At 60.9% G+C, this 24,051-nt stretch carries 19 protein-coding genes; 16 read left to right on the forward strand and 3 right to left on the reverse strand.

The window, feature by feature from the left end:
- The first annotated feature begins 14 nt into the window (after positions 1-14).
- From rstB to AACS24_RS03670, 4 genes are all read left to right on the forward strand, one after another.
- Positions 15-1,340 (forward strand): two-component system sensor histidine kinase RstB, encoded by a 1,326-nt coding sequence (rstB, locus tag AACS24_RS03655; protein WP_108572384.1) that lies wholly within the window; start codon positions 15-17, stop codon positions 1,338-1,340.
- Positions 1,341-1,394: 54 nt separating this feature from the next.
- Positions 1,395-1,574, forward strand: a complete 180-nt coding sequence (locus AACS24_RS03660; protein WP_033115160.1) for a hypothetical protein — start codon at positions 1,395-1,397, stop codon at positions 1,572-1,574.
- A gap of 288 nt (positions 1,575-1,862) precedes the next feature.
- A complete protein-coding gene (gene mprF, locus AACS24_RS03665; RefSeq protein WP_108572386.1) occupies positions 1,863-4,415 on the forward strand; it encodes a bifunctional lysylphosphatidylglycerol flippase/synthetase MprF in 2,553 nt (850 codons plus the stop codon).
- A gap of 11 nt (positions 4,416-4,426) precedes the next feature.
- Positions 4,427-5,131 (forward strand): AcvB/VirJ family lysyl-phosphatidylglycerol hydrolase, encoded by a 705-nt coding sequence (locus tag AACS24_RS03670; RefSeq protein ID WP_181364297.1) that lies wholly within the window; start codon positions 4,427-4,429, stop codon positions 5,129-5,131.
- Positions 5,132-5,208: 77 nt separating this feature from the next.
- On the opposite strand, the gene AACS24_RS03675 is transcribed toward AACS24_RS03670, so the two are convergent.
- Positions 5,209-5,589: a diacylglycerol kinase gene (locus AACS24_RS03675; protein ID WP_108572387.1), complete on the reverse strand. Its 381-nt coding sequence runs from the start codon at positions 5,587-5,589 to the stop codon at positions 5,209-5,211.
- Between the two features lie 137 nt (positions 5,590-5,726).
- Positions 5,727-7,343, reverse strand: a complete 1,617-nt coding sequence (locus AACS24_RS03680) for an MCR-3-related phosphoethanolamine--lipid A transferase (protein WP_108572388.1) — start codon at positions 7,341-7,343, stop codon at positions 5,727-5,729.
- Between the two features lie 330 nt (positions 7,344-7,673).
- Here AACS24_RS03680 and AACS24_RS03685 point away from each other — a divergent pair, with 330 nt between their 5' ends.
- From AACS24_RS03685 to AACS24_RS03725, 9 genes are all read left to right on the forward strand, one after another.
- Positions 7,674-8,450, forward strand: coding sequence for a COG4705 family protein (locus AACS24_RS03685; RefSeq protein WP_033115155.1), 777 nt, complete (start codon positions 7,674-7,676; stop codon positions 8,448-8,450).
- Between the two features lie 305 nt (positions 8,451-8,755).
- On the forward strand, positions 8,756-9,241 hold the full coding sequence (locus tag AACS24_RS03690) for a YqhA family protein (protein ID WP_033115154.1): 486 nt from the start codon (positions 8,756-8,758) through the stop codon (positions 9,239-9,241).
- Between the two features lie 127 nt (positions 9,242-9,368).
- Entirely contained in the window at positions 9,369-9,818 is a 450-nt protein-coding gene (locus AACS24_RS03695; protein WP_108572389.1) for a hypothetical protein, read from the forward strand.
- 4 nt (positions 9,819-9,822) lie between these two features.
- Positions 9,823-12,828 (forward strand): YncE family protein, encoded by a 3,006-nt coding sequence (locus tag AACS24_RS03700; RefSeq protein WP_181364298.1) that lies wholly within the window; start codon positions 9,823-9,825, stop codon positions 12,826-12,828.
- On the forward strand, positions 12,828-13,667 hold the full coding sequence (locus AACS24_RS03705) for an FTR1 family iron permease (protein ID WP_108572390.1): 840 nt from the start codon (positions 12,828-12,830) through the stop codon (positions 13,665-13,667). The genes AACS24_RS03700 and AACS24_RS03705 overlap by 1 nt, the downstream gene beginning before the upstream one ends.
- Positions 13,668-13,771: 104 nt before the next feature.
- Positions 13,772-15,196: an NAD(P)/FAD-dependent oxidoreductase gene (locus AACS24_RS03710; RefSeq protein WP_108572391.1), complete on the forward strand. Its 1,425-nt coding sequence runs from the start codon at positions 13,772-13,774 to the stop codon at positions 15,194-15,196.
- A 34-nt stretch (positions 15,197-15,230) separates the two neighbouring features.
- Positions 15,231-15,791: a hypothetical protein gene (locus tag AACS24_RS03715; protein ID WP_108572392.1), complete on the forward strand. Its 561-nt coding sequence runs from the start codon at positions 15,231-15,233 to the stop codon at positions 15,789-15,791.
- Positions 15,792-15,897: 106 nt separating this feature from the next.
- Positions 15,898-17,178: a hypothetical protein gene (locus AACS24_RS03720; RefSeq protein ID WP_108572393.1), complete on the forward strand. Its 1,281-nt coding sequence runs from the start codon at positions 15,898-15,900 to the stop codon at positions 17,176-17,178.
- A gap of 49 nt (positions 17,179-17,227) precedes the next feature.
- On the forward strand, positions 17,228-18,439 hold the full coding sequence (locus AACS24_RS03725) for a Bcr/CflA family multidrug efflux MFS transporter (protein WP_043852079.1): 1,212 nt from the start codon (positions 17,228-17,230) through the stop codon (positions 18,437-18,439).
- Between the two features lie 106 nt (positions 18,440-18,545).
- On the opposite strand, the gene AACS24_RS03730 is transcribed toward AACS24_RS03725, so the two are convergent.
- Positions 18,546-19,013 carry a DUF4357 domain-containing protein gene (locus tag AACS24_RS03730; protein ID WP_033115146.1) on the reverse strand — a complete coding sequence of 156 codons (468 nt, stop codon included), beginning with the start codon at positions 19,011-19,013 and terminating at the stop codon, positions 18,546-18,548.
- 197 nt (positions 19,014-19,210) lie between these two features.
- On the opposite strand from AACS24_RS03730, the gene AACS24_RS03735 reads away from it, so the two are divergent.
- The 3 genes from AACS24_RS03735 to AACS24_RS03745 all read left to right on the forward strand — a co-directional run bounded on the left by AACS24_RS03735 (position 19,211) and on the right by AACS24_RS03745 (position 23,571).
- Positions 19,211-19,891, forward strand: coding sequence for an ABC transporter ATP-binding protein (locus tag AACS24_RS03735; RefSeq protein WP_108572394.1), 681 nt, complete (start codon positions 19,211-19,213; stop codon positions 19,889-19,891).
- Positions 19,892-19,915: 24 nt separating this feature from the next.
- Positions 19,916-22,345 (forward strand): ABC transporter permease, encoded by a 2,430-nt coding sequence (locus tag AACS24_RS03740; protein WP_108572395.1) that lies wholly within the window; start codon positions 19,916-19,918, stop codon positions 22,343-22,345.
- 185 nt (positions 22,346-22,530) lie between these two features.
- On the forward strand, positions 22,531-23,571 hold the full coding sequence (locus AACS24_RS03745; RefSeq protein ID WP_181364300.1) for a lipocalin-like domain-containing protein: 1,041 nt from the start codon (positions 22,531-22,533) through the stop codon (positions 23,569-23,571).
- The last annotated feature ends 480 nt before the right edge of the window (positions 23,572-24,051 follow it).

Raw genomic sequence — 24,051 nt, forward strand, 5'->3', positions numbered from 1 at the left:
CAGGGAGTACTACCATGCGCCGTCTCTTTATCCAGTTCTACCTGTTGCTGATCGGCTGTTTCACCCTGGCCATCCTGCTGGTTGGCGTGGTCTATCAGGTCACCGCCGAGCGAGCTGGCGACCGCTATCTTGAGCGGATGATGCAGGGCTCCCTTGGCCTGCTGACCGACGAGCTGGCCAGAATTCCGCCCGAGCGCTGGCCAGATCGGCTGGCCGAGCAGAGCAGCCAGTTCACCCTCCCCCTCAAGGTCGGCAAGCTCGCCCATCAGCCCCTTGCCAGCGAGGATCAGGCATTTCTTGCCGCCGGCAACATCGTCATCGTCGAGGAGGATGACACCTTCCTGCAACGGATCCCCGATACCGATCAGGTGCTGATCGTTGGCCCGGTGCCTTATCTCTCCTACCTGCACGAACTGCACTGGGTCGATGTGGGGCTGCTGCTGATCATTGGTCTCTCTCTCGGGCTGCCCATCTTGCTCTGGCTGCGACCCCACTGGCGCGGTTTGCTGCAACTGGAACAAACGGCGCGCCGGGTAGGCGATGGCGATCTCTCCTGCCGCACCAACCTGCCACCGGGCAGCAGTCTGGCCCGGGTGGGACGTACCTTCGACCAGATGACCGCCCAGCTGCAAGCCATGCTCACCAGTCGCAAGCAGCTGACCGATGCCATCGCCCATGAGCTGCGTACCCCGCTGGTCAGATTGCGCTATCGGCTTGCCATGCTCGATCCTACCCCTGCTGAGGAAGAGCAGCAGGCACTGGAGCGGGATCTGGGGGCGTTGGACTCCCTTATCGAAGAGATGCTGACCTACGCCAAGCTGGATAGACCCGAGCTGCCGCTGCAGCGGGATGAGTTGGAGCTGGGCAGCTGGGCAGAGCATCACCTCGGCGACTGGCAGGCATTGCGGCCGGAGAAACACCTGACCCTCGCGCTGCCTCCCATCAAGATGCCCTGGTGCGGCGATCATCGCCTGCTGACACGCGCCGTCGAGAACCTCATCGGCAACGCCCTGCGCTACGCCGAAAGCGAGGTTACCCTCTCCATCTCGCGCTTGCAGGAGAACTATCTGCTGGAGGTGAGCGATGACGGGCCGGGTATCGACCCCGCACTGGCACACCAGATCTTCGAGCCGTTCGTGCGCCTTGATCAGAGTCGGGATCGCCGCACCGGCGGCACCGGGCTGGGGCTTGCAATTGTGCGCAGCATAGCGCTCCACCATGGCGGTGATGTGGCGTTGCTTCCCGCCGGCAAGGGCGCCCGCTTCTGCCTCACCCTCCCTGTACATTTGGATACAAACCGTCACCAAGTGCTCACTGAAGTACCGCGGTCAGCGTCATAGGATGAAGTCATGGAGAAATGCTCCATACCACCAATCCGAATAAGGAAATTGACCATGAAAAAAATCATCCCCCTGACTCTGGCCGCCGTTTTCGCCCTGACTTCCGGTTTCACCATGGCTGCCACCCCGACCAAAACTGCCGCCCCGCAAGCGACCCAGACCAAGGTTGTGAAAAAGCATCATAAAACCGCTCACAAAGCGCCGTCCGTCAAAGTCGCGCCGAAAACCAAGTAATCGCCTCTGACCCTGAGTGACGACAAGACCGTCAATCAGTACATAACAGAGCAAGAGTAGAGCGGAGAGATAAAAGGGAGGCCGGTTGCCTCCCTTTTCATCTGGTCATGATGAAAACTGCCTCTGCCAAGCAGGTTCCACATGACAAGATCATTGCTGTTCCATCATGCCGATTATCGTAATAACCTCATGACACTGCCGCACATTATTCAGGCTATCGCGCATCATCCAACCCATTATCGTAACCTCATCAACGCTCATCGTTTGAACTGACAATAGGAACATGGAATGTGGCGTCATCTCATTAAATGGCTAGGCCCGCTCTGCAGCTTGCTGCTGCTGGGCGCAGCCCTGACCGTACTCTATCATCTGACCCATTCATGGCACTGGCACGATATTCGCGTCGCCATCTGGTCACAACCGCTGCCCAGTCTGGCTGGTGCCCTGCTGCTGACCCTGCTCAGTTATGGCCTGCTCTGCGGCTATGACATGCTGGCACTGCACGCACTGGGCAAACGCCTCCCCTGGCAGCAGGTGGGTGTCACCTCCTTTATCGCCTACACCTTCTCCAACACCCTGGGCTTCGCCCTGCTGACGGGAACCTCGGTGCGCTACCGGATCTACTCAGCACTCGGGCTGGCGACCGGTGAGGTGGCACGGGTGGTGCTCTTCTGCTCCATCACCTTCTTCCTCGGGCTGCTCGGCTGGGGTGGCAGTGCCCTGTTGCTCGGCAATACGGCGGCCCAGTTGCTGCCCGACCAGCCAAGCTGGATCTACAGCCTGCTCCATCTGGCCGGCGCCGGCGCCCTGCTGCTGGTGCTGGGCTATCTGCTCTGGCCCCATCCCAGCTTCTCCTGGCGCGAACACAGCCTGATCCTGCCCGGGATAAAGGTACGCCTGCTGCAACTGCTGGTCGCGCTGGCTGACTGGATGGCTGCTGCTGCCGTGCTGTTTGTGCTGTTACCCGCAGATAGCGTCCCCTACCCCGTGCTGCTCAGTGCCTTCGTGCTGGCCAGCTTCCTCGGGGTGCTGGCCCACGTGCCGGGCGGGATCGGGGTATTCGAAGCGAGCATGAGCCTGTTGCTGGCCCACTACCTGCCGGCCGACAAGCTGCTCGCCTCGCTGCTGCTCTACCGCTGCATCTATTACGTACTGCCATTCCTCTGCGCCCTGCTGCTCTTTACCAGTCAGGAGATGTTGCAGCAGAAGGCTCGCTGGCAGCGGTTGCAGGGGATCATGAGCGCCATTCAGGAGTTTCTGCCCGCCCTTATCAGCGTCGGCACCTTCGCCGCCGGTAGCCTGCTGCTCTGCTCGGGTATGATCCCGACCATGCGCAGCCACATCGAGGTGTGGCTGCAGGTGCTGCCGCTCCATCTGCTGGAGCTCTCCCACGTGCTCGGCAGCGTGAGCGGTATCCTCCTGATCCTGCTGGCTCGCAGCCTCTATCGCCGTCACGACGCCGCGTTTCGCATCACCCAGCTGCTGCTGGCACTGGGTATCGCCTTCTCCCTGCTCAAGGGGGGTGACTGGGAGTCAGCCCTGCTGCTCGGCAGCTTCCTGCTCATCATGACCCCCTGCCGTTCCCTCTTCTATCGCAAGGGGTCACTGCTCTATCCCCAGTACACCCCGGGCTGGCTCATTTCAGTCGGCGCCGTGCTGTTGGGAGCGCTGTGGCTGCTGCTCTTCTCCTACCGTCAGGTGGAGTATGACCACGCCCTCTGGTTCCACTTCTCGCCCCATGGCGGGGCTGCCCGCGGCCTGCGCGCCATGGGTAGCGTGGTGGCCGTGCTGGCCGTTGCCGGGGTTGCCCAGCTGCTTGCGCCGCTACGCGTGGTCGGTGAAAAGCCGGACAAGGAGACACTGGCGCGCGCCCACGAGCTGGTAGTGCGTGAAGGGGGGATCCACGGCTATCTGGCCCAGTTGCAGGACAAGTCCCTGCTGTTCCACCCCGCCGGCGACGCCTTCCTGATGTATGGCATCGAGGGCAACAGCTGGATTGTGATGGGGGATCCCGTCGGTCGCCCCGAGCAGATCGAAGAGCTGCTCTGGCAATTTCGCGAGCGCTGCGACGAGCACGATGCCAACCCGGTCTTTTATCAGGTCTCGGCCCGCTATCTTCCGCTCTATCTGGAGCTGGGGCTGATCCCCTTCAAGCTCGGTGAAGAGGCGATGGTCGATCTGGCTACCTTCGATCTGGCGGGCAGCCGGCTGCGCAACCTGCGCCAGAGTCACGCCAAGGGCAAACGGGAAGGGTTGACCTTCGAGGTGGTCGAGGCTAGTGCCGTAGCCCCCCTGCTGCCCAGATTGCAGACCGTCTCCGATACCTGGCTGCAGAGCAAGATGGGCAAGGAGAAGGGCTTCTCGGTCGGCCGCTTCGAGCCTGACTACCTGACCTTGAGCCCGGCTGCGCTGGTATGGCATGAGGGGCAGATCGTCGGCTTTGCCAACCTCTGGGTAAGCGATAACAAGGAGATGCTCTCCATCGATCTGATGCGCTACAGCCTGGATACCGGCACCGCCCCCATCATGGATTTTCTCTTTGTCGAGCTGCTGCTGTGGGGCAAGGCGCAGGGGTATGCCAGCTTCAATCTGGGGATGGCCCCCATGTCCGGCTTCAACGATCACCCGCTCAACAGCTACTGGGCCCGCCTTGGCAATACCCTGTTCGTCCGTGGCAGCCGCTTTTACAACTTCCAGGGGCTCAGACGCTACAAGGAGAAATTTTCGCCCCGCTGGGAACCCCGCTACCTGCTCTGCAGCAGCAAGCTGGTACTGCCCAGAACCCTGACTCACCTGATCACCCTGATTAGCCGCGGCCCGTTGGGGCTGATCAAAAAATAGGAGCATGGCCAATGAGAGCCCTGATATTGCTGTTACTCAGTCTCGTACTGCCCGTTTCATCTTTTGCGGCCCAAGCCGCCCCGGTCAAGGATGACCTGAGCCTGATTGAGCTGCCGGTCAAGCAGCCATCGGATGCCCCCATGGTTATCTTTCTCAGCGGCGATGGTGGCTGGGCGGCCCTCGACAAGGGGTTGAGCGCCCAGTTTCAGCTGCACGGTATGCCGGTCGTGGGCTGGAGCTCCCTCACCTACTACTGGAAGAAGAAAACCCCGGAGCAGGTGACCGCCGATCTGGAGCGGATCCTCGATGATTATCAGGCTCGCTGGCAGCGTCCCCGATGGCTGCTGGTAGGTTTCTCGTTTGGTGCCGAGATTGTCCCCTTCGTCATCAACCGGTTGCCGGAGCACTATCGTCAGGGGCTGGTCGGGGCCGTGATGCTCTCCCCCTCCACCAGCTCGGATTTCGAGATCCACGTCAGCGACATGCTGACCCACAAGGCCCGCAGCTACCCGACCGAGCCGCAGGTGAAAACCATCCGGGATCTGCCGATGGTCTGCCTGCAAGGTGCCGATGACGATGACGACGACCGCCTCTGCCCCCGTCTCAACCAGCCCAACGTCACCACCGTCACCCTGCCGGGCGGCCACCACTTTGAGGATGATTACCCGGTGCTCTATCAGGCCATCACCAAGCACATGACCCTCACCACACCCTGAGCGGCGATGAAAACAGAGAGGGCGACCACAGGGTCGCCCTCTCTTTTTGTATTCGGGATCTCGTCAACTACGGCTGATCACCACCAGCCCAGCAGATTGCGGCCGGTCAGCGCCCCCCACACCAGCACGTTGAGCGCCAGCGCGATAAAGACGGCGGCAGAGCCCATGTCCTTGGCCCGACCGGAAAGCTCGTGATGTTCGGAGCCAATTCTGTCTACCACCGCCTCGACGGCGGAGTTGAGGATCTCCACGATCACCACCAGCCAGCTGATGACCATCAGCAGCAGGATCTGGGTCAGACCATCCCCCACCAGAAAGGCCAGCGGCATCAGCAGCACGATGAGCAGCAGCTCCTGACGAAAGGCAGCCTCATGCAGCCAGGCGGACGAAAGCCCCTTCATGCTGTAACGGGTGGCATGGATAATCCGGGTGATCCCTGTAGCGCCAGGTTTGGCCATTTTTTGTTTCCTCTTTTGATGGCAACCCGCTCCATTTCGTACATAGCATCTAAACAAATGGAGAGAGTCATATATGAAAACTGAACAATTTTGGGGATAAAAAAGGGGCGCACTGGCGCCCCGAGTCGGCCCTCACCTTACTGCACGGTGCGGCACTGGCTGAAAATATCGAGCTGCTTGTCGTATACCGCCGTGCTGACATCCCAGATCCCGAGCACAGAAGAGAAGAGGTTGTCATGGGAGTAGCGATTGTCTGCCGCTTTTTGCTGCAGGCAGTTCAGATCCATCCCCTTCTCTTTGGCAAAGCCCGGCGACATCCAGACCTGCATCGGTACCCGGGTCTGGTCGTCAGGGGCAAACTTGTAGGGCGTACCGTGCAGATAGAGCCCCATCGCACCGAGCGACTCGCCGTGATCAGAGAGGTAGATCAGCGCCGTGTTGTAGTCTGCCTCATAGCTCTTGAGCTTGGTGATCAACTCGGCAATCACGTAATCGGTGTAGCGGATGGTGTTGTCATAGGTGTTGACCAGCTCTTCATCGCTGCAGTTCTCGATGTCGCTGCGCGGGCAGTCCGGTACGAACTGGCGATGGTTATCCGGATAACGCTTGTAGTAAGTCGGGCCGTGGCTGCCGATAAGATGGAAGCCAACCAGCTTGTCGCCCTTCATCTGCGCCACCTCGTCGTCGAGGTTCTGCAGTACGACCTCGTCATAGCAGGTGTTCTTGTCGCAGAACTGCGGGTGATCTTTTGGCTTGATCTCGATATTGGGCACCCGATCGCACACCCCTTTGCAGCCGCCGTCGTTCTCCTTCCAGAAGATGGAGACCCCGCTTCTTTGCAACACATCGAGCAGACCTTCACTGTTGCGGGCCCGGTTATCGTCAAACTCCTTGCGCCCCATGTTGGAGAACATGCAGGGCACCGACACCGCCGTAGCCGTGCCGCAAGAGCGCACGTCCTTGAAGGAGATTACGCCCCCGGCCTGACTGGTAAAGGAGTTGGTCTCTTTCTCGTAGCCGTTCATCGAGAAGTTCTTGCCGCGGGCGGTCTCCCCCACCACCAGGAACATCAGAGTCGGTTTATCCTCTTTCGCGACTCGCTTGGCATCATCACCCAGGGTGGTGAACGGAATGGGCTCGGCGACGTAACGTTTGTAGAGATACTTGGTGGTGCTGTAGACATAGTTGGCCGGCACGATCTCGCGATTGAGAGTCTGGTTGTTGCGCCCGACCGAGACGTAATCCTGATAGTAAAATGCCGCTATGATGCCCACGACAGCCAGGGATGCAGCCATGGAGATGGCGCGCTGGAACAGCCCCAAATACCACTTTTTCGGGTACTCGATTTTGACAAAAAAGAGCAGCACGGCGGGCAATACACCGGCCAGAGCCACCCAGACCACGATGGGCAGGCTGACATAGGAGTAGGCCTCGCTCTGGTTGGTCTCGAAGATGTTCTGGATCATCTCCTGATCGAACATGACCCGATACTTCAGCATGGTGTAACTGACGATGGCGCCGGTCACAAAGAGAAACGCAAAGAAGGGTTTCAGGAAGTAACGCTGGGAGAAGGGCATGAAAACGAAGTTGAGCGCCGCCACCAGCAGCACCGGGATCGAGATGGCAAACCCTATCTTGAAGTGCTCCAGATTGCTGAGGATATCGTAGAAGTGAAGCAACACGGGCCAGTTAAGCAGGAAGGCAAATATCAGTGCCAACAGGAAAATAAAGGGTACAACTCTGATTTTTACCACCGAAACACCACCTCTTGAACCAAATGCCGGAAAATTGAACGCAGCCTGAACCAAGGCTGCATCGGGATATTAACAGAGCTAGTTGAGAACTCTCTCAACTAGTCAGTAACACCTTGTTACAATGTGAGCTTTATCAACTATTGAATTGCTGGCGGACAATAAAACTTGAACCTTAAGGAATAATTAAGATCCCGCTGATACCCGCAAAGTTTGCATCTGGTCAAAAATGATCTTTTCTTGCCATCCCCTCTGTGACCTTAAGCCTCTCTTAAGAAATCCCCGACATGCTCATTGCTGACGGCTCTTCGTCAAACCACAGGATGGTGCATTATGCATAACAGCGTCGCTCACTCAGTCAGCAAGGTGCCGGAGATCACTCTGGCATTCTGGTTCACCAAAATATTGGCAACGACTCTGGGAGAAACCGGAGGAGATGCGGTATCCATGTCGATGGATCTCGGCTATCTGGTCAGTACCGGCATCTTTGCCGTTATCTTCTTTATTGCCGTCGGCGCCCAGATTTCAGCCAAGCGCTATAACCCGGCGCTCTACTGGACAACCATTATCGCCACCACCACAGTGGGCACCACGTTGGCAGACTTTGCCGATCGTTCGCTGGGGATGGGCTATGCAGGCGGGTCAACCCTGCTGTTCCTGCTGCTGATGGGCTCTTTTCTGGTGTGGTACAAATTTCAGGGCAACATAGCGACCAGTGACATCAGTTCATCCAGAACCGAGATGTTCTACTGGATCACCATCATGTTCTCCCAGACGCTGGGTACCGCGCTCGGTGACTGGGTGGCCGATGATGGCGGCTTTGGCTATACCGGCAGCATGGTGCTCTTTGGCGGTATCTTGCTGGCCATTGTCGCCACCTACCTGCTGACCCGGGTCTCACGCACCCTGCTCTTCTGGGCGGCTTTCATCATCACTCGCCCGCTAGGTGCTGTGGTGGGGGATTTTCTCGACAAGCCGCTTGGCAAAGGCGGACTGGAGCTCAGCAGATACTCCGCCTCGGCAGCCTTATTGGCCGCCATTGCCCTGCTGGTCTATCTCTCCACCCTGAAAAAGCGCGAGGTGATCCCGCAGGAGCTGGATCCTGAGTAAGGCGACAGAGTGATAGCCAGAGGCCAACCGGTGAAAAAGCATTCTAAAGCCCAGCCTTATGGCTGGGCTTTTTCGTATCTCTCTTGCAAACTTTGGCATTGTCAGCAGAGCCGCTTTGTTCCTGACTGTATGCGCGACTCTCGCAAACCCTCTCTACATCCTTTATAGAGGGCATGACAAGCTGCTCTGCCCTCACACTGTCATTCTCGAGCCCTGCAGATAAAAGCAGCCGTCATCAACACAGAGCGCTGTCTTCGGATGCAGTTCACGTCATAATCCCCCTGTTTCCTTATCTTGGAGTTTTTATGCGCCAGTTCAATCTCATGCTCAATGGCAGCAAGATGATGATGTACCCCTTCTACGTCTGCATCCTGCTCTGCGTTGCCCTGCTGATGGTCAAGTTCTTCATGCAGCTCTATGCGCTCTGCGTCAATATCATCGAGATCCCCTATATGGATCTCATCACCGGCGTGCTGACGCTGGTCGACTTTGTGCTGGTGGCCCAGATGTTGATCCTGGTGGCGGTGTGCGGCTACGTGCAGTTCATCCAGACCCAGGAGCAGCGCGAAGCGCTTGGCAACAACTGGCTTAGCAAGATCAACTTTGCCTCCCTCAAGCTCATCGTCATCAACTCGCTGGTCACCATTGCCGGGGTGGAGGTGCTCAAAGCCTTCCTCGAAGATGGCATTACCAACGAAGTGGAGATGAAGTGGTCTGTAGTGGTGTTTCTCGCCTTCTCGATGGCGGCACTGATTTATGCGATCACCGAGCGCATGGCCGAACACAAATAGCGGTGGATCTTCACTGGCGAGATTCAGCTTTTATTCATCAGCAATACAATTGATAACTCTTTTCATTACCCTTACTGCGTTATAGACTTGCTCCCCCCGGGCCGATTGCCCGGGTGTTGGAGCAGTTATGACAACCCTTTCCCTCGCCCCCCGACAATTCTGGCAGTGGCTGGCCTATCACCATCAGGCCGCCGAGGGCACCCTCTATCTGATGTTCTTCTCCGGCCTGCTGCTGTGGGAACCGCTGACCCCGCTCTGGTCGCTGGCGCGCTGGAATCTGTTCTTGCATGTGATGCTCTCGCTCACCCTGTTTCCGCTGCTGTTTGGCGCCTTCTGGCTCTCCCATCGCAGCTTGTTGAACCGCAGCAACAAACCTTTTTTGCGCACCACGGGGCGGATTATCGAAGCCCTGCTGTTGGTCTGTCTGGCCAGCGGCCTGCTGCTGGTGCTGCACGGCACTCCGGGCGATGCCATGGGCAACCTCGCCAGCTGGGCCCACTGGCTGAGCGCACTGCTGCTCACTCCTCTGGTGCTGCGCCACGCCTGGCGCTGGACCATCTTGAAATGGCGCTCCTGATCCCATGTTGAAGTCATCGTTTTGTGCATATTTTTCACCCCTGCTGGCCCTCGTCCTGCTGCTGGTAACCCCCTTTGCGTTTGCCCAGCAGATGGGCGCCGGGATGCTCGCCTATGAGGAGGGGCAAAGCCCGCGCCTCGTCACCGCCAACCTGAGCGCAGGTTCCGTCACCCTGCTTGAGCGCGATAGCGGCAAGCGGCTCAAGGAAGTGCAGCTGGGGGGCGATCTGCGCCAGCTTGCCCGCGCCGATGACGGCACCCTGCTGATCACCGACTACAGCGGCGATCGCCTGCTGCTGCTGCATGATGATCTCACTCTGGAAAAGGCGATCCCCACCGGCCATAGACCCTACGGCGTCATCTTCGATCCCAAGCGGCAGTGGTTCTGGGTCACGCTGTTCGAATCAGCTCGTCTGCAGGCTTACGACAGCGCCGGCAACCTCCAGCTGGACGCAGAAACCGCCGAGACTCCGCGTGGACTGGCATTGACCAACGATGATCGCCTGCTGCTGACCCACGCCATGACGGGCCAGCTCGCCATCTATGATCTTGCCAAGCTTGGCCATGGCGCCAAGGGCTCCTCGCTGCCCGAGATTACCCTGCCCAAACCCAAACTCATTACCCTTGCCGAGACCCACAGCGACACGCCGAGCGACTCGCAGGGATTACCGCGCCTGCTCGATGGCATCACCCTCTCCCCCGATGGCAGCGAGGCTTGGCTGCCACATGTGCTCTGGAGCTTCGATCACCCCTTCCAGTTTCAGAGCACCGTCTTTCCGGCGGTCTCCATCATCGATCTCGATGAGGAAAAAGAGCGGGTCGATGAAAGAAAGCAGCTCTTTTTGCAGATCAATCTGCCAAGCGTCGGCAACCGCAGCCAGATCGTCTCAAACCCCTTCGCGGCGCGCTTCGCCGCCGACGGCAAGCGGGTCTATCTGACCCTGGCGGGCTCGGAAGATCTGCTGGTGTTCGACCTCTCCCGCAGCGGCAAGTCCAACAACAACCGTCACCGCCGCAAGAAGTTTCAGGGAGGCGCCAAGGCGACCCAGCTCTTGCGTCACCTGCCGGGCCAGAATCCGCGGGATCTGCTGATCGATGGCGACCATATTCTGGTGCACAACGCCATGGGGCAGGATCTCACCCGCCTCAATAGCGGCGGCAGCGGCCCGTTTGCCCGGGTCACCGTCGATGTGCCCCACTTTGCCAAACTGGTAGAGACAGATCCCCGTCCCAAATCGCTTCAGCGCGGCGAGCGGCTGTTCAACCTTGGTAACACAGCGTCCAACTCACGCTTCCCCATGGCGGGAGACAACTGGATGAGCTGCAACTCCTGCCATCTGGACGGGTTCAACTTCACCAATCGCTATCTGATGGCGGCCCATCGCCAGCAGAGCGGCGACAACGCCATCAACGGCCACGCCAACCTCACCAACATGGTGGCGGGGGATTTTGTCGGCGAATACCTGCGCATGACCCAGCAGACCCAGGGCGGCATGGGCCACGACACCCGCGATGGGGCCGAGGCAGTTGACCCCGCGAGGCCCCAACCGGAAGTGAAAGCGATGATGGAGGACTTACACGCCTTCGTCACCGCCGATGGCAACCTCCCCTATCTTGCCAACTGGCTGCGACTCGATGCCCCGCGCACGGATCCCGCCAAGGCGCCTACAACCCACCCGAAAGAGTGGCTCAACTCCGCCTCCTGCCAGAACTGCCACAGCCAAGCGTTCAAGGACTGGAGCGAGAGCAACCACCGGCTGATGGGCAACTCCCACCCCTACTACAAGGTGGTGCAGGCGCTGGCCCGCGAAACCGAAGGGGAAGCGTTCGGCCAGTGGTGCCAGGGCTGCCATATGCCCCAGCAGGTGATGACAGGCCAGATGGATCTGCCCAAGGGCTCACACATGTTCGAGCAAGGCGGCGCCTCGCTGATTGCCGCCCACAAGGCTGGCGAACCGGTGGTTGAGGAAGGAACCGGCTGCGTGCTCTGCCATCGCATCACCAAGGTAGAAGACGCGGGCGGCAACAGCGCCTTTACCGTGAATTTGAAAGACCGCGAGAGCTATGTGTTCGAGGATGCCGCGGGTGGCAGCCTCCAGCACTGGCTGGCCGAGCGGCAGATCAACGCCCGTCCGGCGGCCCACAAAGCCTCCTATCAGAAAGATTTTTACCGCGATGCGGCCCTGTGCAAGTCGTGCCACAACGAGTTTGCCCCTGGCACCGGCGCCAATATCGTCAACACCTGGGACGAGTGGGAAAAATCCAGCTTCGCCAAGGCCGAGGATCCTGCCAAACGGCGCACCTGTATCGACTGCCATATGAACTCGGAGCCGGGCAATGGCGGCGCGCCGGTGGCGGGCCAGTCCACCGAAAACGGCACCATGAAATCGCGGCTCTATCGCCACAACTTTACCGGTGCCCAGCACCAGCTGGTGGGGCTGCGCAATCCCGACCTTGAGCAGGAGAGTCTGGCACTCTTGCGCTCCAGCGCAACCCTCTCGGCCCGGATCGAACAGGCTGCCGATAGTCAGCAGCTGGTGGTGCGGGTCGCCAATACCGGCGCAGGCCACGCCCTGCCCACCGGGGTAGCCGATTTTCGTGAACTCTGGCTGGAGCTGACCGTCACCGACGCCAGCGGCAAGCTGGTGCTTGCAAGCGGCCAGCCGGTGGATGGCGCCGTGCCAGACGATGCGCGGCTGTTTCGCAAAGTATTCGGCGATGCCGAGGGCAAACCAGTGGGGCTCAAGTTCTGGCGCTACGCCAAGTTGTTGGAAGATACCCGTATTCCAGCCGATGGCTGGCGCGATGAAGCTTGGCCGCTGCCAGCAGATGCCCAAGGGCCCTTCAAGGTCGATATCAAACTCAATTTCCGCACCTACCCCAAGTGGGTCAATGATGCGGTACGCGCCGCCGAGCCCAGCTTGCCGGAGCCACCCATAGTCATGCTCAACCGGCTGCAACTCACCTTGCCGCCTCTCCCCGTCACGCCCGCTACGGAGCCTCAATCCTGATGTTTGCAAGTTTTCTCATTACCCTGCGCGAGGGGCTGGAAGCCTTCCTGCTGGTCGGCATCTGCCTCTCCTACCTCGCCAAGCTGGGAGCGAGCCGCTACAACAAGTTCATCTATCTGGGGGTGGGGCTGGGTCTGGTCGCCTCCTTTGTCGTCGCCTTCCTGTTCCAGGTGGTGGTGAGCCAGTTTGAGAGCGAGCGTTACAACCACCTCTTGATGGCGGGGATCCTGATCTTCGCCACTCTGGTGCTTACCTATATGGCTATCTGGATGCAAAAGCAGGCCAAATCCCAGGTGGGGGCCATGACGGCGCGCATCGATGCGGCCATCGATGGCGGCAACCTTTTTGGGCTGGTGCTGCTCGCCTTCCTCGCGGTGATGCGCGAAGGGTTTGAAACCGTGCTCTTCTTCTCCGCCCTGCTCTACTCGGGCCAAGGGGTGGATCTGCAATCCGGCCTGATAGGTGCGCTGGCGGGGCTGCTGGTCTCCATCGCGCTGGTGTGGGGGCTGCTGCGCTCCACCCGCAAGGTGGCGCTGGCCCCCTTCTTCCGCTGGACCGGGCTGCTGATCATCATCATCGCCGCTGGCTTGCTCTCGTCCGCCGTCAATATGTTGCAGGCGGCGGATATCATCACTTTCTGGACCACGCCGGTGTTCGACATCAGCCACATTCTCGACGATCAGGGGGTATTTGGTACCTTCCTGCGCGCTCTGTTTGGCTACAATGCCTCACCCGCGGGCTTGCAGCTGCTGACCTGGGCCCTCTATCTGGCGATTTTCGTTACCCTCTGGCAGCGCAGCTATCGGCCGCAGGTGAACGCAACATCCAGCAAGGGCTGATGAACCCGCACGCCCTGTGGCAACAGGCCACGGGGTAACAACACTATTCGGGAGCCGCGCCTTGGCACGGTTCCCTTCTTGAACAAGCAGTTTCGGAATAGGTTATGAGCGATAACAACAAGAAGAGCATTGCAGTGCTGGGTGCTGGCCCCGCCGGTCTGATGGCTGCCTGGCGCCTCTGTCAGGCCGGTTTTGCAGTCACCCTGTTCGAGCAGGAGCCGGTCGTCGGCGGCATGTGCGCCACCCAGACCTTCAAGGGGCGCGATGGCGAGTATCGCTTCGACTACGGCGGCCACCGCTTTATCACCAAAAACCCCGAGCTGCTCGCCTTTATCGACGAGCTGATGGGTGAAGACCTGCTCCACGCCGAGCGCAAAAGCGTGATCCGCTTTGGCGGGCGCACCTATGACTACCCCTTGAACCTGCCCAACCTGCTCAAGACAGCGCCGCTGGCCCTAATGGCCGGTGCGGTGAAGGACTTGCTGCTGTTGCCCTTTAGCAAGAAGCCCACCGATTTCGCCAAGGCGAGCTTTGCCGAGTGGATCCAGAGTCACTTTGGCCGCACCCTCTATCGCCAGTTCTTCGAGGGCTACACCGGCAAGCTGTGGGGCATCAACCCGGACAAGCTCTCCGCCGACTGGGCCGGTCAACGCATCAGCCTCATCGATTTGAAAGACGTGGCGCGACGTCTGCTGCCAAGACGTAACGGCAGCATTTCGGTGCGCACCTATGCCCGCAAATACCGCTATCCCAAATATGGCTTCGGCCAGATCTTCACCACGCTGGGAGAGCGGCTGGTTGCCGAGGGGGTTAAGCTCAAAACCGGCGCCACCATCATCCGCCTTGAGCAGGCTGATGGCCGCATCGAACGGGTTTATTGGAAACAAGATGATGTTGAGCAGAGTGAGCGCTTTGATCAGGTGATCTCCACCCTGCCGCTGCCGCTCACCTGCCAGCATCTGGGCTTGCCGTGCGATCTGCACTACCGGTCGCTTCGCTTCGTCAATATGCCCCTCAAGCAGGAGAACCTGTCAGACAACACCTGGCAGTACCTCTCCGACCCCCATATTCTGGCCACCCGTCTGCAGGAGCCGCGCCGCCGCAGCCCCTTTATGGCACCCCAGGGCCAGACCTCGGTAATGCTGGAGATCCCCTGCAATCCGGGGGATGCCACCTGGCAGGCACCGCTGGCCGATCTGCGCGGACGGGTCACCGCTGATCTGGCGAGCCTCGGCGTCGATACCGCCAAGCTTGGCGATGAGACCTTCGAAGCCCGCAGCGAGTACGCCTATCCGCTGATGGATCTGGGCTATCAGGCCCGCCGCAACGAAGCCATCAAGGCGCTGATGCCGATCAACAACCTCATCATGACCGGCCGTCAGGGGACATTCCGCTACATCTTCACCGACACCGCCATGGAGATGGGGATGATGGCGGCCGACATGGTGATCGACGGGGTGGACAGACGCCACGCCATCTTCAACCATCGCAACGAAAATACCGTCATTGAGACCCAGAGCGTGGCCTGATGGCCGCGCCATTGGCATAAGTAAGGAGAACAGGATGACCATCCGCCCGGGTTTACTTGCCCTCACCCTGCTGCTGACCCTGAGCGGGCAGGCGCAGGCTTACTCCTACGCAGCTGCCGGCAAGGAGCCACTGATCGACGCCCGCGAAGGGCTGCTTGGCGCCGCCACTGATGGCAAGGATGCCAGCGCCACCTTGAGCGAGATTGCCGACGAGCTGACCTATCTGGAACAGCACCACAAGGTGGAACTGCAAGCGCCACTGGCCGCCGCCATCAAGGCCAAAGATGCTGCAGCCACCGCCGCCCTGCTCAACCGCGCCTACAAGGCGGAGATCGAGCGCCGCCTCGAAGGGGCCAGCCAGAATCTTGGCGACTACCAGACCGCCAAGGTGCTGGTGGTCAAGAGCAAGCGCTTCCTCGATTTGATCCTCCCCTCCCTCAGTGAAGGGGATCGCAAGGCCGCCGAGCAGGCGCTGGCCAAGGTGCTCGATGCCATCGGCAACCCGGGGGTATTCGGAGTGGGTGCCAAACCCGCCGATGCCGCCGCCTTTGCCGCAGCGGAAAAAGCGCTGATGGCCGTGCTGGCGCCGCTTTGATGGCCTCTCATTGATGACGACGGCCCCCCTCATCCCCAGCCCTTCTCCCACAAGGGGAGAAGGGGGACGTCACCACGGCCGATTACGCTTCGCTAATCGACCCTACTTGCTGATCCTTCTGCAACTGGCCTGGCTCGTCTGGCTGCTGGCCTTCCCGGTGGCGCTCGATTCCGACGATGCCCTCAATTTCGCCCACGGGGTGACGCGCTTTAGCGTGCTGGAGTTCTCCCCCCACTTCCCGGGCTATCCCGCCTTTATCTGGCTGGCGCGGCTGATTAATCTGGCAGTGGACGATCCGGCCCGCGCGGTGCAGTGGGCAAGCCTCTTGGGGAGCAGTTTGCTGGCGCCGCTCGCCGCCTTGCTGGCGGTCAGATTGTGGCAACGGCCAAGTCTGCTCGCCCCCGTCTGGCTGCTGGTATTGGCCCTGCCGCTTACACCTACGCTGGCGCTCTCCGGCCTCTCGGACGGGCCGGCGCTCGCCGCTTGGATCGGGACGCTGCTAGCCTTGCAGCAGCGCAGAATGGCGCTGGCAGGCCTAATGCTTGGCTTGCTGCTGGCGCTGCGCCCCTCCTATTTTGTGCTGGCGCTGCTGCCGCTCTGGCTTGGGATGGCGCAGCAGGGCACGCGCGTCAGGTTTGTGCTCCCCATCGCACTGGTGGGCCTCACCAGTCTGCTCTTTGTCTGGCAGGCCGATGGCTGGGCCTATTTCAGCGAGGGGCGGCGCTTTACCGACGGCCACTTTACCCTGTGGGGCAACACGGCGGCGGCCCACGGCGATCGGCTGCTAAGCTGGGCGCGCACCTTCAACGATCAGCTCACTCCGCTTTGGCCCTTGGCTGTCGGAGGGCTGCTGGTGTTGCCGCTCTGGCAGCGCTCAAAAGGCCACACTGCCGCCCTCTCCCCGTTCTGGACACTCTACTGGCTCGCCCTGCTGCTCTGGACCCTGTTTGGCCAGAATCCCGATAATCCTCGCCATCTGGCCCCCATCACCCTGCTCGGTATCGTGCTGCTGGCAGGCTGGCTGCCGCGTCGGGGCGAGAAGCTGGTAACGGTGGCCGGATTGCTGCTGCTCGCTGCGACCTTCATCCAGCCCCGTCAGCCCGCCATGGTGCAGGCAGCAAGGGTGGCAGAAACAGCGTGCCCGGCGCTGGTGACCCAGTGGGGGGTAAGATTGCTGCGGGAGACCACGGCACTGCCGGTAACGGACGGCTGGTACCAGGGGGATGCAGCGCTGGCGCTCTCTCAAGGAGCCTGCCGCCTGAGTCGCCGGGCCATTGAGCCGGCTGAAATGCAGGCTGGCAGCAGACAGATCTGGTTTGCCCCCCGATTTCACGCCGAACCGGGCCTCTGGCTCGCCATACCGGATCCCCCGCTGGCACAAAACTGATAGACTGCCTTTTCGCCCTTTTTCCATCCATCCCACAACTGGATACCTTATGCCCCAAACCGCTCCGACCCGGGCCTCCGCCCTCTCCCCCCGTTTTCTCTTTATCCTGCTGGGTGCGCTGGCGGGCCTGACCCCGCTCGCGGTAGATATGTATCTGCCGGCTATTCCGGCCATCGCCCGGGATCTGGCCACCAGCATCGACGGTGCCCAGCTAACCATCAGCGCCTTTCTGGGCGGCTTTGCCATCGGCCAGCTCTTCTACGGCCCGCTCGCCGACAGCTATGGCCGCAAGCCGGTGATCCTGGCGGGGCTGGTGATGTTTGCCATCGCCTCAGTCGGTTGTGCCATGGCGGACTCCCTGCCCGAATTGCTGGCCTACCGGATGCTGCAGGCGGCGGGCGGCGCCGCGGGTTCGGTAGTGGTCAATGCCCTGCTGCGCGACCTGTTTGAGAAGGATGCCTTTTCCCGCGCCATGTCGTTCGTCATTCTGGTGATGACCTTGGCACCGCTGGTGGCACCCGTGGTGGGGGGTTACATCAGTGCCCATGCCAGCTGGCGGGTGATCTTCTGGCTGCTGGTGGGGATCAGCCTGCTCATCTGTCTGGTGATGCAGTGGAAAATCGAGGAGACCCTGAAGCCCGAGCACCGTCAGCCGCTCAAGATCGGCCAGATCCTCAAGAACTACTGGGGGGTGCTCTCCCATCGCGGCGCCATGGGTTATGTGCTGTGCGGCTCCCTCTCAAGCTCCGGCATGTTCGCCTTCTTAAGCGGCTCGCCTTACGTCTATATCGAGTACTTCAAGGTACCGACCGAGCACTACGGCTGGCTGTTTGGCCTCAATATCCTGCTGATGATGGTGGTGACCTTCGCCAACAGCCGACTGGTGAAAGGGGTGGGCGCCGAGCGGATGCTGCAATACGGCTTGCTGGTGCTGCCCTGCGCGGGCGCCCTGCTGGTCTACAACGCCTGGAGCGAGACCGGCGGCCTGTGGGGCATCGTCATTCCGGTGGTACTGTTTGTCGGTCATATCAGTCTGGTGGGCGCCAACGCCATGACCGGCCTGATGGGCCACTTCCCGCAGGCGGCGGGCACCGCCTCGGCTCTGGCGGGCACCCTGCGCTTTGGCATCGGCGCGCTGGTCGGCATTCTGGTCAACCTCAATCCGCCCCACTCGCCGCTGCCGATGGCCATCGCCATCGCCTGCTGCGGGGTAGGTTCAGCCCTCAGCTACTGGCTGCTCACCGGCCACAAGGCACACTGATCCCTCTGCGGGATATAAAAAAAGCGCCCCCTCTCTTGCGACAGGGGGCGCTCTTTTTTGGGGAGAGATGCGGTATCAGGCGCCCCTCAATCCCCTCCGATATGCGTCACTTCTTGCCAAAACCGGACTGTTTCAGGGTATACCCCGCGCTATTTTGCCAGGCATCCAGACCGCTTCGGTTGTTGCCTGCTACCAGGCTCGCGGCCAGGCTCGGGCTGTTGAACAGCTGATCGGCGGTAAAGAGAAAGCCCCCTTCGCTGCGGGGCACCAGAATGCCCTTTTCCAGCAGCTCCAGCCGTAGTTCAATCACCGCCTCGCGCAGGGAAGCGGCATCCTCGCCATTGGCGGTGGAACCGGCCAGCACCATAAAGCCCGGATTTTGCCGCTTGCCCACCGGATAACCGTGAGCTTCGGCCCCTTTGCCATTGAAGTGGTAAAGCTCACGCTCCCCGGGACGATTGTCGGAGAGCGCCTTTTGCAGGGTCATCAGCTCGTTGTAGATCTCGATGGGGACGACGGCCGCCTGCTTGTTCCCCTTGCTATCGATGATAAAACTGACTTGCTTGTGTAACATCCTTGCTCATCCTGTGACCCATGGAAGCCCCTATTCTAACCACCTCGGGCAAGCGGGATCCAGCGAGGATCCACTGCTCTTTTGCCGACTTGATCACTAACTGGCACTCTTGAACAACCGTAAGGCGTGTTGATCATTGTTGGCCGTGCTAGCGTACCAAGCATGATGAAAGCCATTGACCATCAAACGGTTATCCCATGCTGACCCTGCGCAACCTCTGCAAGAGCTTCGATAACGGCAGTGAACGACTGCCGCTGTTCCACCATCTCGATCTCGCCCTCCCCGCTGGCGAGATCACCCTGCTGCTGGGCCAAAGCGGCTGCGGCAAGTCCACCCTGCTCAATCTGATCGCCGGGCTGATTGCACCGGATGAAGGGGAGATCTGGCTGGGGGAGACCCGTATCGACACCCGCTCCCCCGACGAGCGGGCGCGCCTGCGGGGCCGCCATTTCGGTATCGTCTATCAGGATTTCAACCTGCTGCCGACCCTGAACGTGGCCGAGAATCTGGCCCTGCCGCTGGCCATCAACGGTCTGCCACAGGATGAGACCAAGATTGACCGCTTGCTGCAACAGCTCGATATGGCCCATAAGCGCCATGCCTGGCCGGAGCAGCTTTCCGGCGGCCAGCGACAGCGGGTGGCGCTGGCCCGCGCCCTCATCCATCAGCCCAGGTGGCTGCTCGCCGACGAACCCACCGGCAGCCTCGATGAGCACAATGCCGAACAGGTGATGGCGCTGATGATAGCGGCGGTGCGCGACACCGGTGCAGGCTTGCTGCTGGTGAGCCACAACCCGGCCTATGCCGCTCTGGCCGACAGGGTGCTTCGCCTCGAAGGGGGTCTGCTGATCGAACTCAAGGGGCCCCGTCATGGCTAAGCTGCGTCTGCCGGGAGCACGCTGATGCTGCCACTCAAAGCGCTGCTGCGCCTCTATCGCAGCCACCCCTGGCTGCTGTTGATGAGTCTGGCCGGGCTGGTGTTGGGGGTCTCGCTGGTGGTGGCCATCGAGCTGCTCAATCACAGCGCGCGCACCAACTTTGTCGCCGCCCGCAGCCAGCTGGCAGGGGAAGCCAACTACCGGCTGGCACCCACTGGCGGGCTGGATGAACAACTTTACGTGCAACTGGTGACAAGCCAGCCCGCCCTCGATGCCATGCCCCAGCTCCATGGCTGGCTCAAAGATGAGCAGGGCCGTAGCTTTCAACTGCTGGGGATGGATATCTTCAACCCCGGCCCCCTGCGCCAGCTGTTTGGCACCCCGCCTGATAGCGACCCCACCTTCTCCTTAAACCGTGCCGACAGCGTCTGGCTGGCGGCCCCCGAGGCTGATCGCCTTGGCTGGCAAGCGGGCCAGAGCCGCCGCTTTGTATTGGGCGGCAGCGAGGATGCCAGCGCCCGCCCCCTGACTCTGACTCTGGCGGGCACTTTCGAACCCGGCGCCGTGCCCATGGAGCGGCTGTTGGTGACCGATATCGGCCTCGCCCAGCCGCTGCTGGGCAAAGCGGGTCGGCTCGATCGCATCGTCTTCAAGCTAAGCGACGCCGAGGCTCGTACCCTGCAGGCCACCCTGCAAACCCGTTACCCGAACCAGCCCTTGTGGCTTGAGCCCATCAGCCCGGCGCTCGATGCCAGCCAGCTTGGCGATGCGCTGGCCCTTAACCTGACGGCGCTCTCATTGCTCGCCATGGCGGTGGGATTGTTTCTGGTGTTCAACGCCCAGCGGTTTGTGCAGAGCGTGCGCCGCCCCCAGCTGGCCCAGTTGATCATTTTGGGGATGGGGCCGAGCCGGGTACTCCGCTGGCTTATTCTGGAGCTACTTATTCTCGCCACGGTGGGCACCCTGCTCGGGGTGCTGCTCGGCAGCCTGTTGGCGCTGGCACTGATGGGGCAACTGACTCAGGCGCTGGCCGATCTCTATGGGCCCAACCCCATCGATCTGTTGCGCCTCTCCCCCGTGAGCCTGCTCAAGGCGCTGTTGATCGGGCTGCTCGGCACGCTGGCCGCCAACCTGCCCGGCTGGTGGCAACTGCTGCGCCAATCCCCCCTCGAACTGCGAGCCGGAAGCAACCGTCCCCCCGCTCACCCGTGGCGACGGCGCGGGCTGGCCATCGCCATCTTGCTGCTGTGCACCCTCTGCCTGTGGCTGCCACAAACCGGTCTGACCGGCGCCCTGTTTATCGCCGGAGGCTGGCTGCTGGCCATGGCGCTCTGGCTGCCCGATGCCCTGCGCGGCCTGCTTGGCTGGTTGCGACGGCGCACAGGCGGCCCTCTCACCGCCCGGCTCGGGGTGGCCGAGACCCTCTATCATCTCGATCGCACCGCCATCGCGGTGATGGCGTTGCAGCTCGCCATCGCGGCGGCCATCGGCATCGGGGTCATGGTGTCGAGTTTTCGCTCCAGCGTGGAAATCTGGCTCGGCCAGCGTCTGGCCGCCGATCTCTATGTCACCGCCCCCAAGGGGGTGGCGGGCAACAAGGGCACCTTGAGCGACACCACCCTCGAGCCCCTGCTCGCCAACCCGCTGGTGAGCGCCGCCTCACGCCGCTCGGTGTACCCCGCCCGCTGGCAGGGGCAGCCCATCGAGTGGGCGCAAATGGACTTTATCCCCCAGCTTAAAGCGGCCTATCCGCTGCTGGCCGGACGCTGGCCCACCCGTCCCGACGAAGTGCTGGCGAGCGAACCGCTGACGGTGCGCCTCGGGGCCAAGGTGGGCCAGACATTGACGATCAGCGGCGAGCAGGGGCCAAGGCAGTTCACCGTCACCGGCGTCTATCAGGACTACGGCAGCGACAAGGGACAGATCCTGCACGCCTTCGAAGCGGGAGCGGTGCAATCCCTCGCCCTCTTTAGCAACGACCCCGAGCAGCTGGCCGACCGCCTGCGCGAGCGCTTTGGCGAGCAGCTCAATCTGCTCTCCGCCCCCGCCATCCACAGTGCGGCCCTCAAGGTGTTTGACCAGACCTTTGTGGTGACTGAGCTATTGAAACTGCTGATCCTCGGCATCGCCTTTGTCGGGATCGGCTCGGCCTTTATGGTGCTGGGGCTGGCACGCCGTGGTGAGCTGCAGACCTTGCAGAGTCTGGGCTTGAGCCCCCGCCACTGCCGCCAGCTGCTGGTGTGGCAAGGGGCTGGATTGGGGCTGCTCACCGCCCTGCTGGCCCTGCCGGTGGGATATGGCCTCGCCTGGGTGCTGATCGAGGTGGTCAATCCCCGCGCCTTTGGCTGGCGCCTCGCCTTCGAGGCCGCCCCCCTTCATGCGGTCACCGCCCTGTTGCTAGCACCGGTCTGTGGCGCATTGGCATCCTGGTATGCGGCAAGGAGAGTGGTATGAGATATCGGTTAGCGCACTGGCTCAGCCATGGTTGGAAGACCCCATTGACCACTTCCCTCTATCCGCCCCTTCTTCAGCACAGAGAAGAGCTGAGTGCGGCATTGAACCATCCCCTCTCCCTTCGGGAGAGGGCCAGGGTGAGGGGAAGCTTGTCCTCTTTACGGTTCCTGTGGCTCGCCACCCTCTTGATCCCGCTGATTGCCATGATTGGCAGCGCGCAGGCCAGCGATCTGGGCGCCCTGCTCGGCGGCGGCAACGACAGCTTTAAAAAGGTGCTGCCGGGGCAAACCATACAGCTGCCGGAGGATCACGCCGCCCACCCCGATTACCGCTCCGAGTGGTGGTATCTGACCGGCAACCTCAAGGATGAACAGGGGCGCGCATATGGCATGCAGTGGACACTGTTTAGGCAGGGTATCGAGCAAGAACTCCGCACCGGCAACCCCTGGCTCACCCCCCAGCTCTGGCTGGCCCAGTTTGCCATCACGGATCTCGACCGTGGCAGCCACCAGCAAGATGAACGGGCCAGTCGGCAGGGGCCGGGACTGGCGGGGGCCAGCGGCGGCCAATATTGGCTCAGGGAGTGGCGGCTTGCCTCCCAAGGGGCTGCGCTGTTCCCCGCCACCCTCAAGGTGCAGAGCAAGATTGGCGAGCTGAACCTCACCGTCACTGCCGCCAAGCCGCTGGTGCTGCAAGGCAAGGCCGGTTACAGCGAGAAAAGCCCGGGCAACGCCTCCTTTTACTACTCCTACCCGCGCCTGCATTTAAGCGGCACCCTGACTCGTGATGGCGAGACCCGCACCGTCACCGGACAAGGCTGGTTTGATCACGAGTGGAGCAGCTCGGTATTGGCGGAGTGGCAATCGGGCTGGGACTGGTTTTCGCTGCAACTGGCCGATGGCCGCGAGCTGATGCTGTTTCGCCTGCGCACCAAATCGGGACGCACTGAGCCCGAGAACCGCTACGGCATCTTGATTGAGCGGGATGGCAGCAGCCGAGTGCTCGCCCCCGACGCGATTCACCTTACGCCGGGCAACACCTGGCGCGGCCCAAAGGGGCAGGATTACCCCGTCGAGTGGCAGCTAAACGCCGCCGATATGCAGCTCACCATCAAAGCCCGTCAGCCCAATCAGGCCATGACAGGTCGCTTTGACTACTGGGAGGGAGCGGTAACGGTGGAGGGAGATGCCAAGGGGGTCGGCTATCTGGAGATGACCGGCTACTAAACACCCTCGACAAACGTGGCCGGTCTGATCGATGTCCCGAAACCCATAGCCCTGATAACAGGGCATCACAGTGATATTGCCCAGCCACTGCTGTCACTTGACGCCAGTAGCCAAGGATGCCTTATCTGTTTGTTTATTGAACTCCCCTTACCCACTCAACCCGCTGCCAACTTGGCTCAAGTCTGATCCCAGTCAAAAAACCTTTCAAAATCCGAGCGATAACTAACTTTTTTCTCACTTGAATTGGTCGCCGTTTGATATCTTTCTCATCCGGCACTCATAGCCCCAAAGGCAGCCGAGGTAAGCCGATATTTGATCAACGTCCAATCTGGTCAAACGCTGTGCTCGGGGAGCTGCAACTCCGTGCGGTAAGGATTCATTTGATGGAAAACTTATTACTAATAACAGTTGGATAATGTTAAGTAATGATTTAGGGGCTGAATATGAATACTAAGGAGAAAATAAAACTTTACATTCTTT

This window comes from Aeromonas sp. HMWF016 (assembly GCF_963878195.1).
Lineage (GTDB): Bacteria > Pseudomonadota > Gammaproteobacteria > Enterobacterales > Aeromonadaceae > Aeromonas > Aeromonas lacus.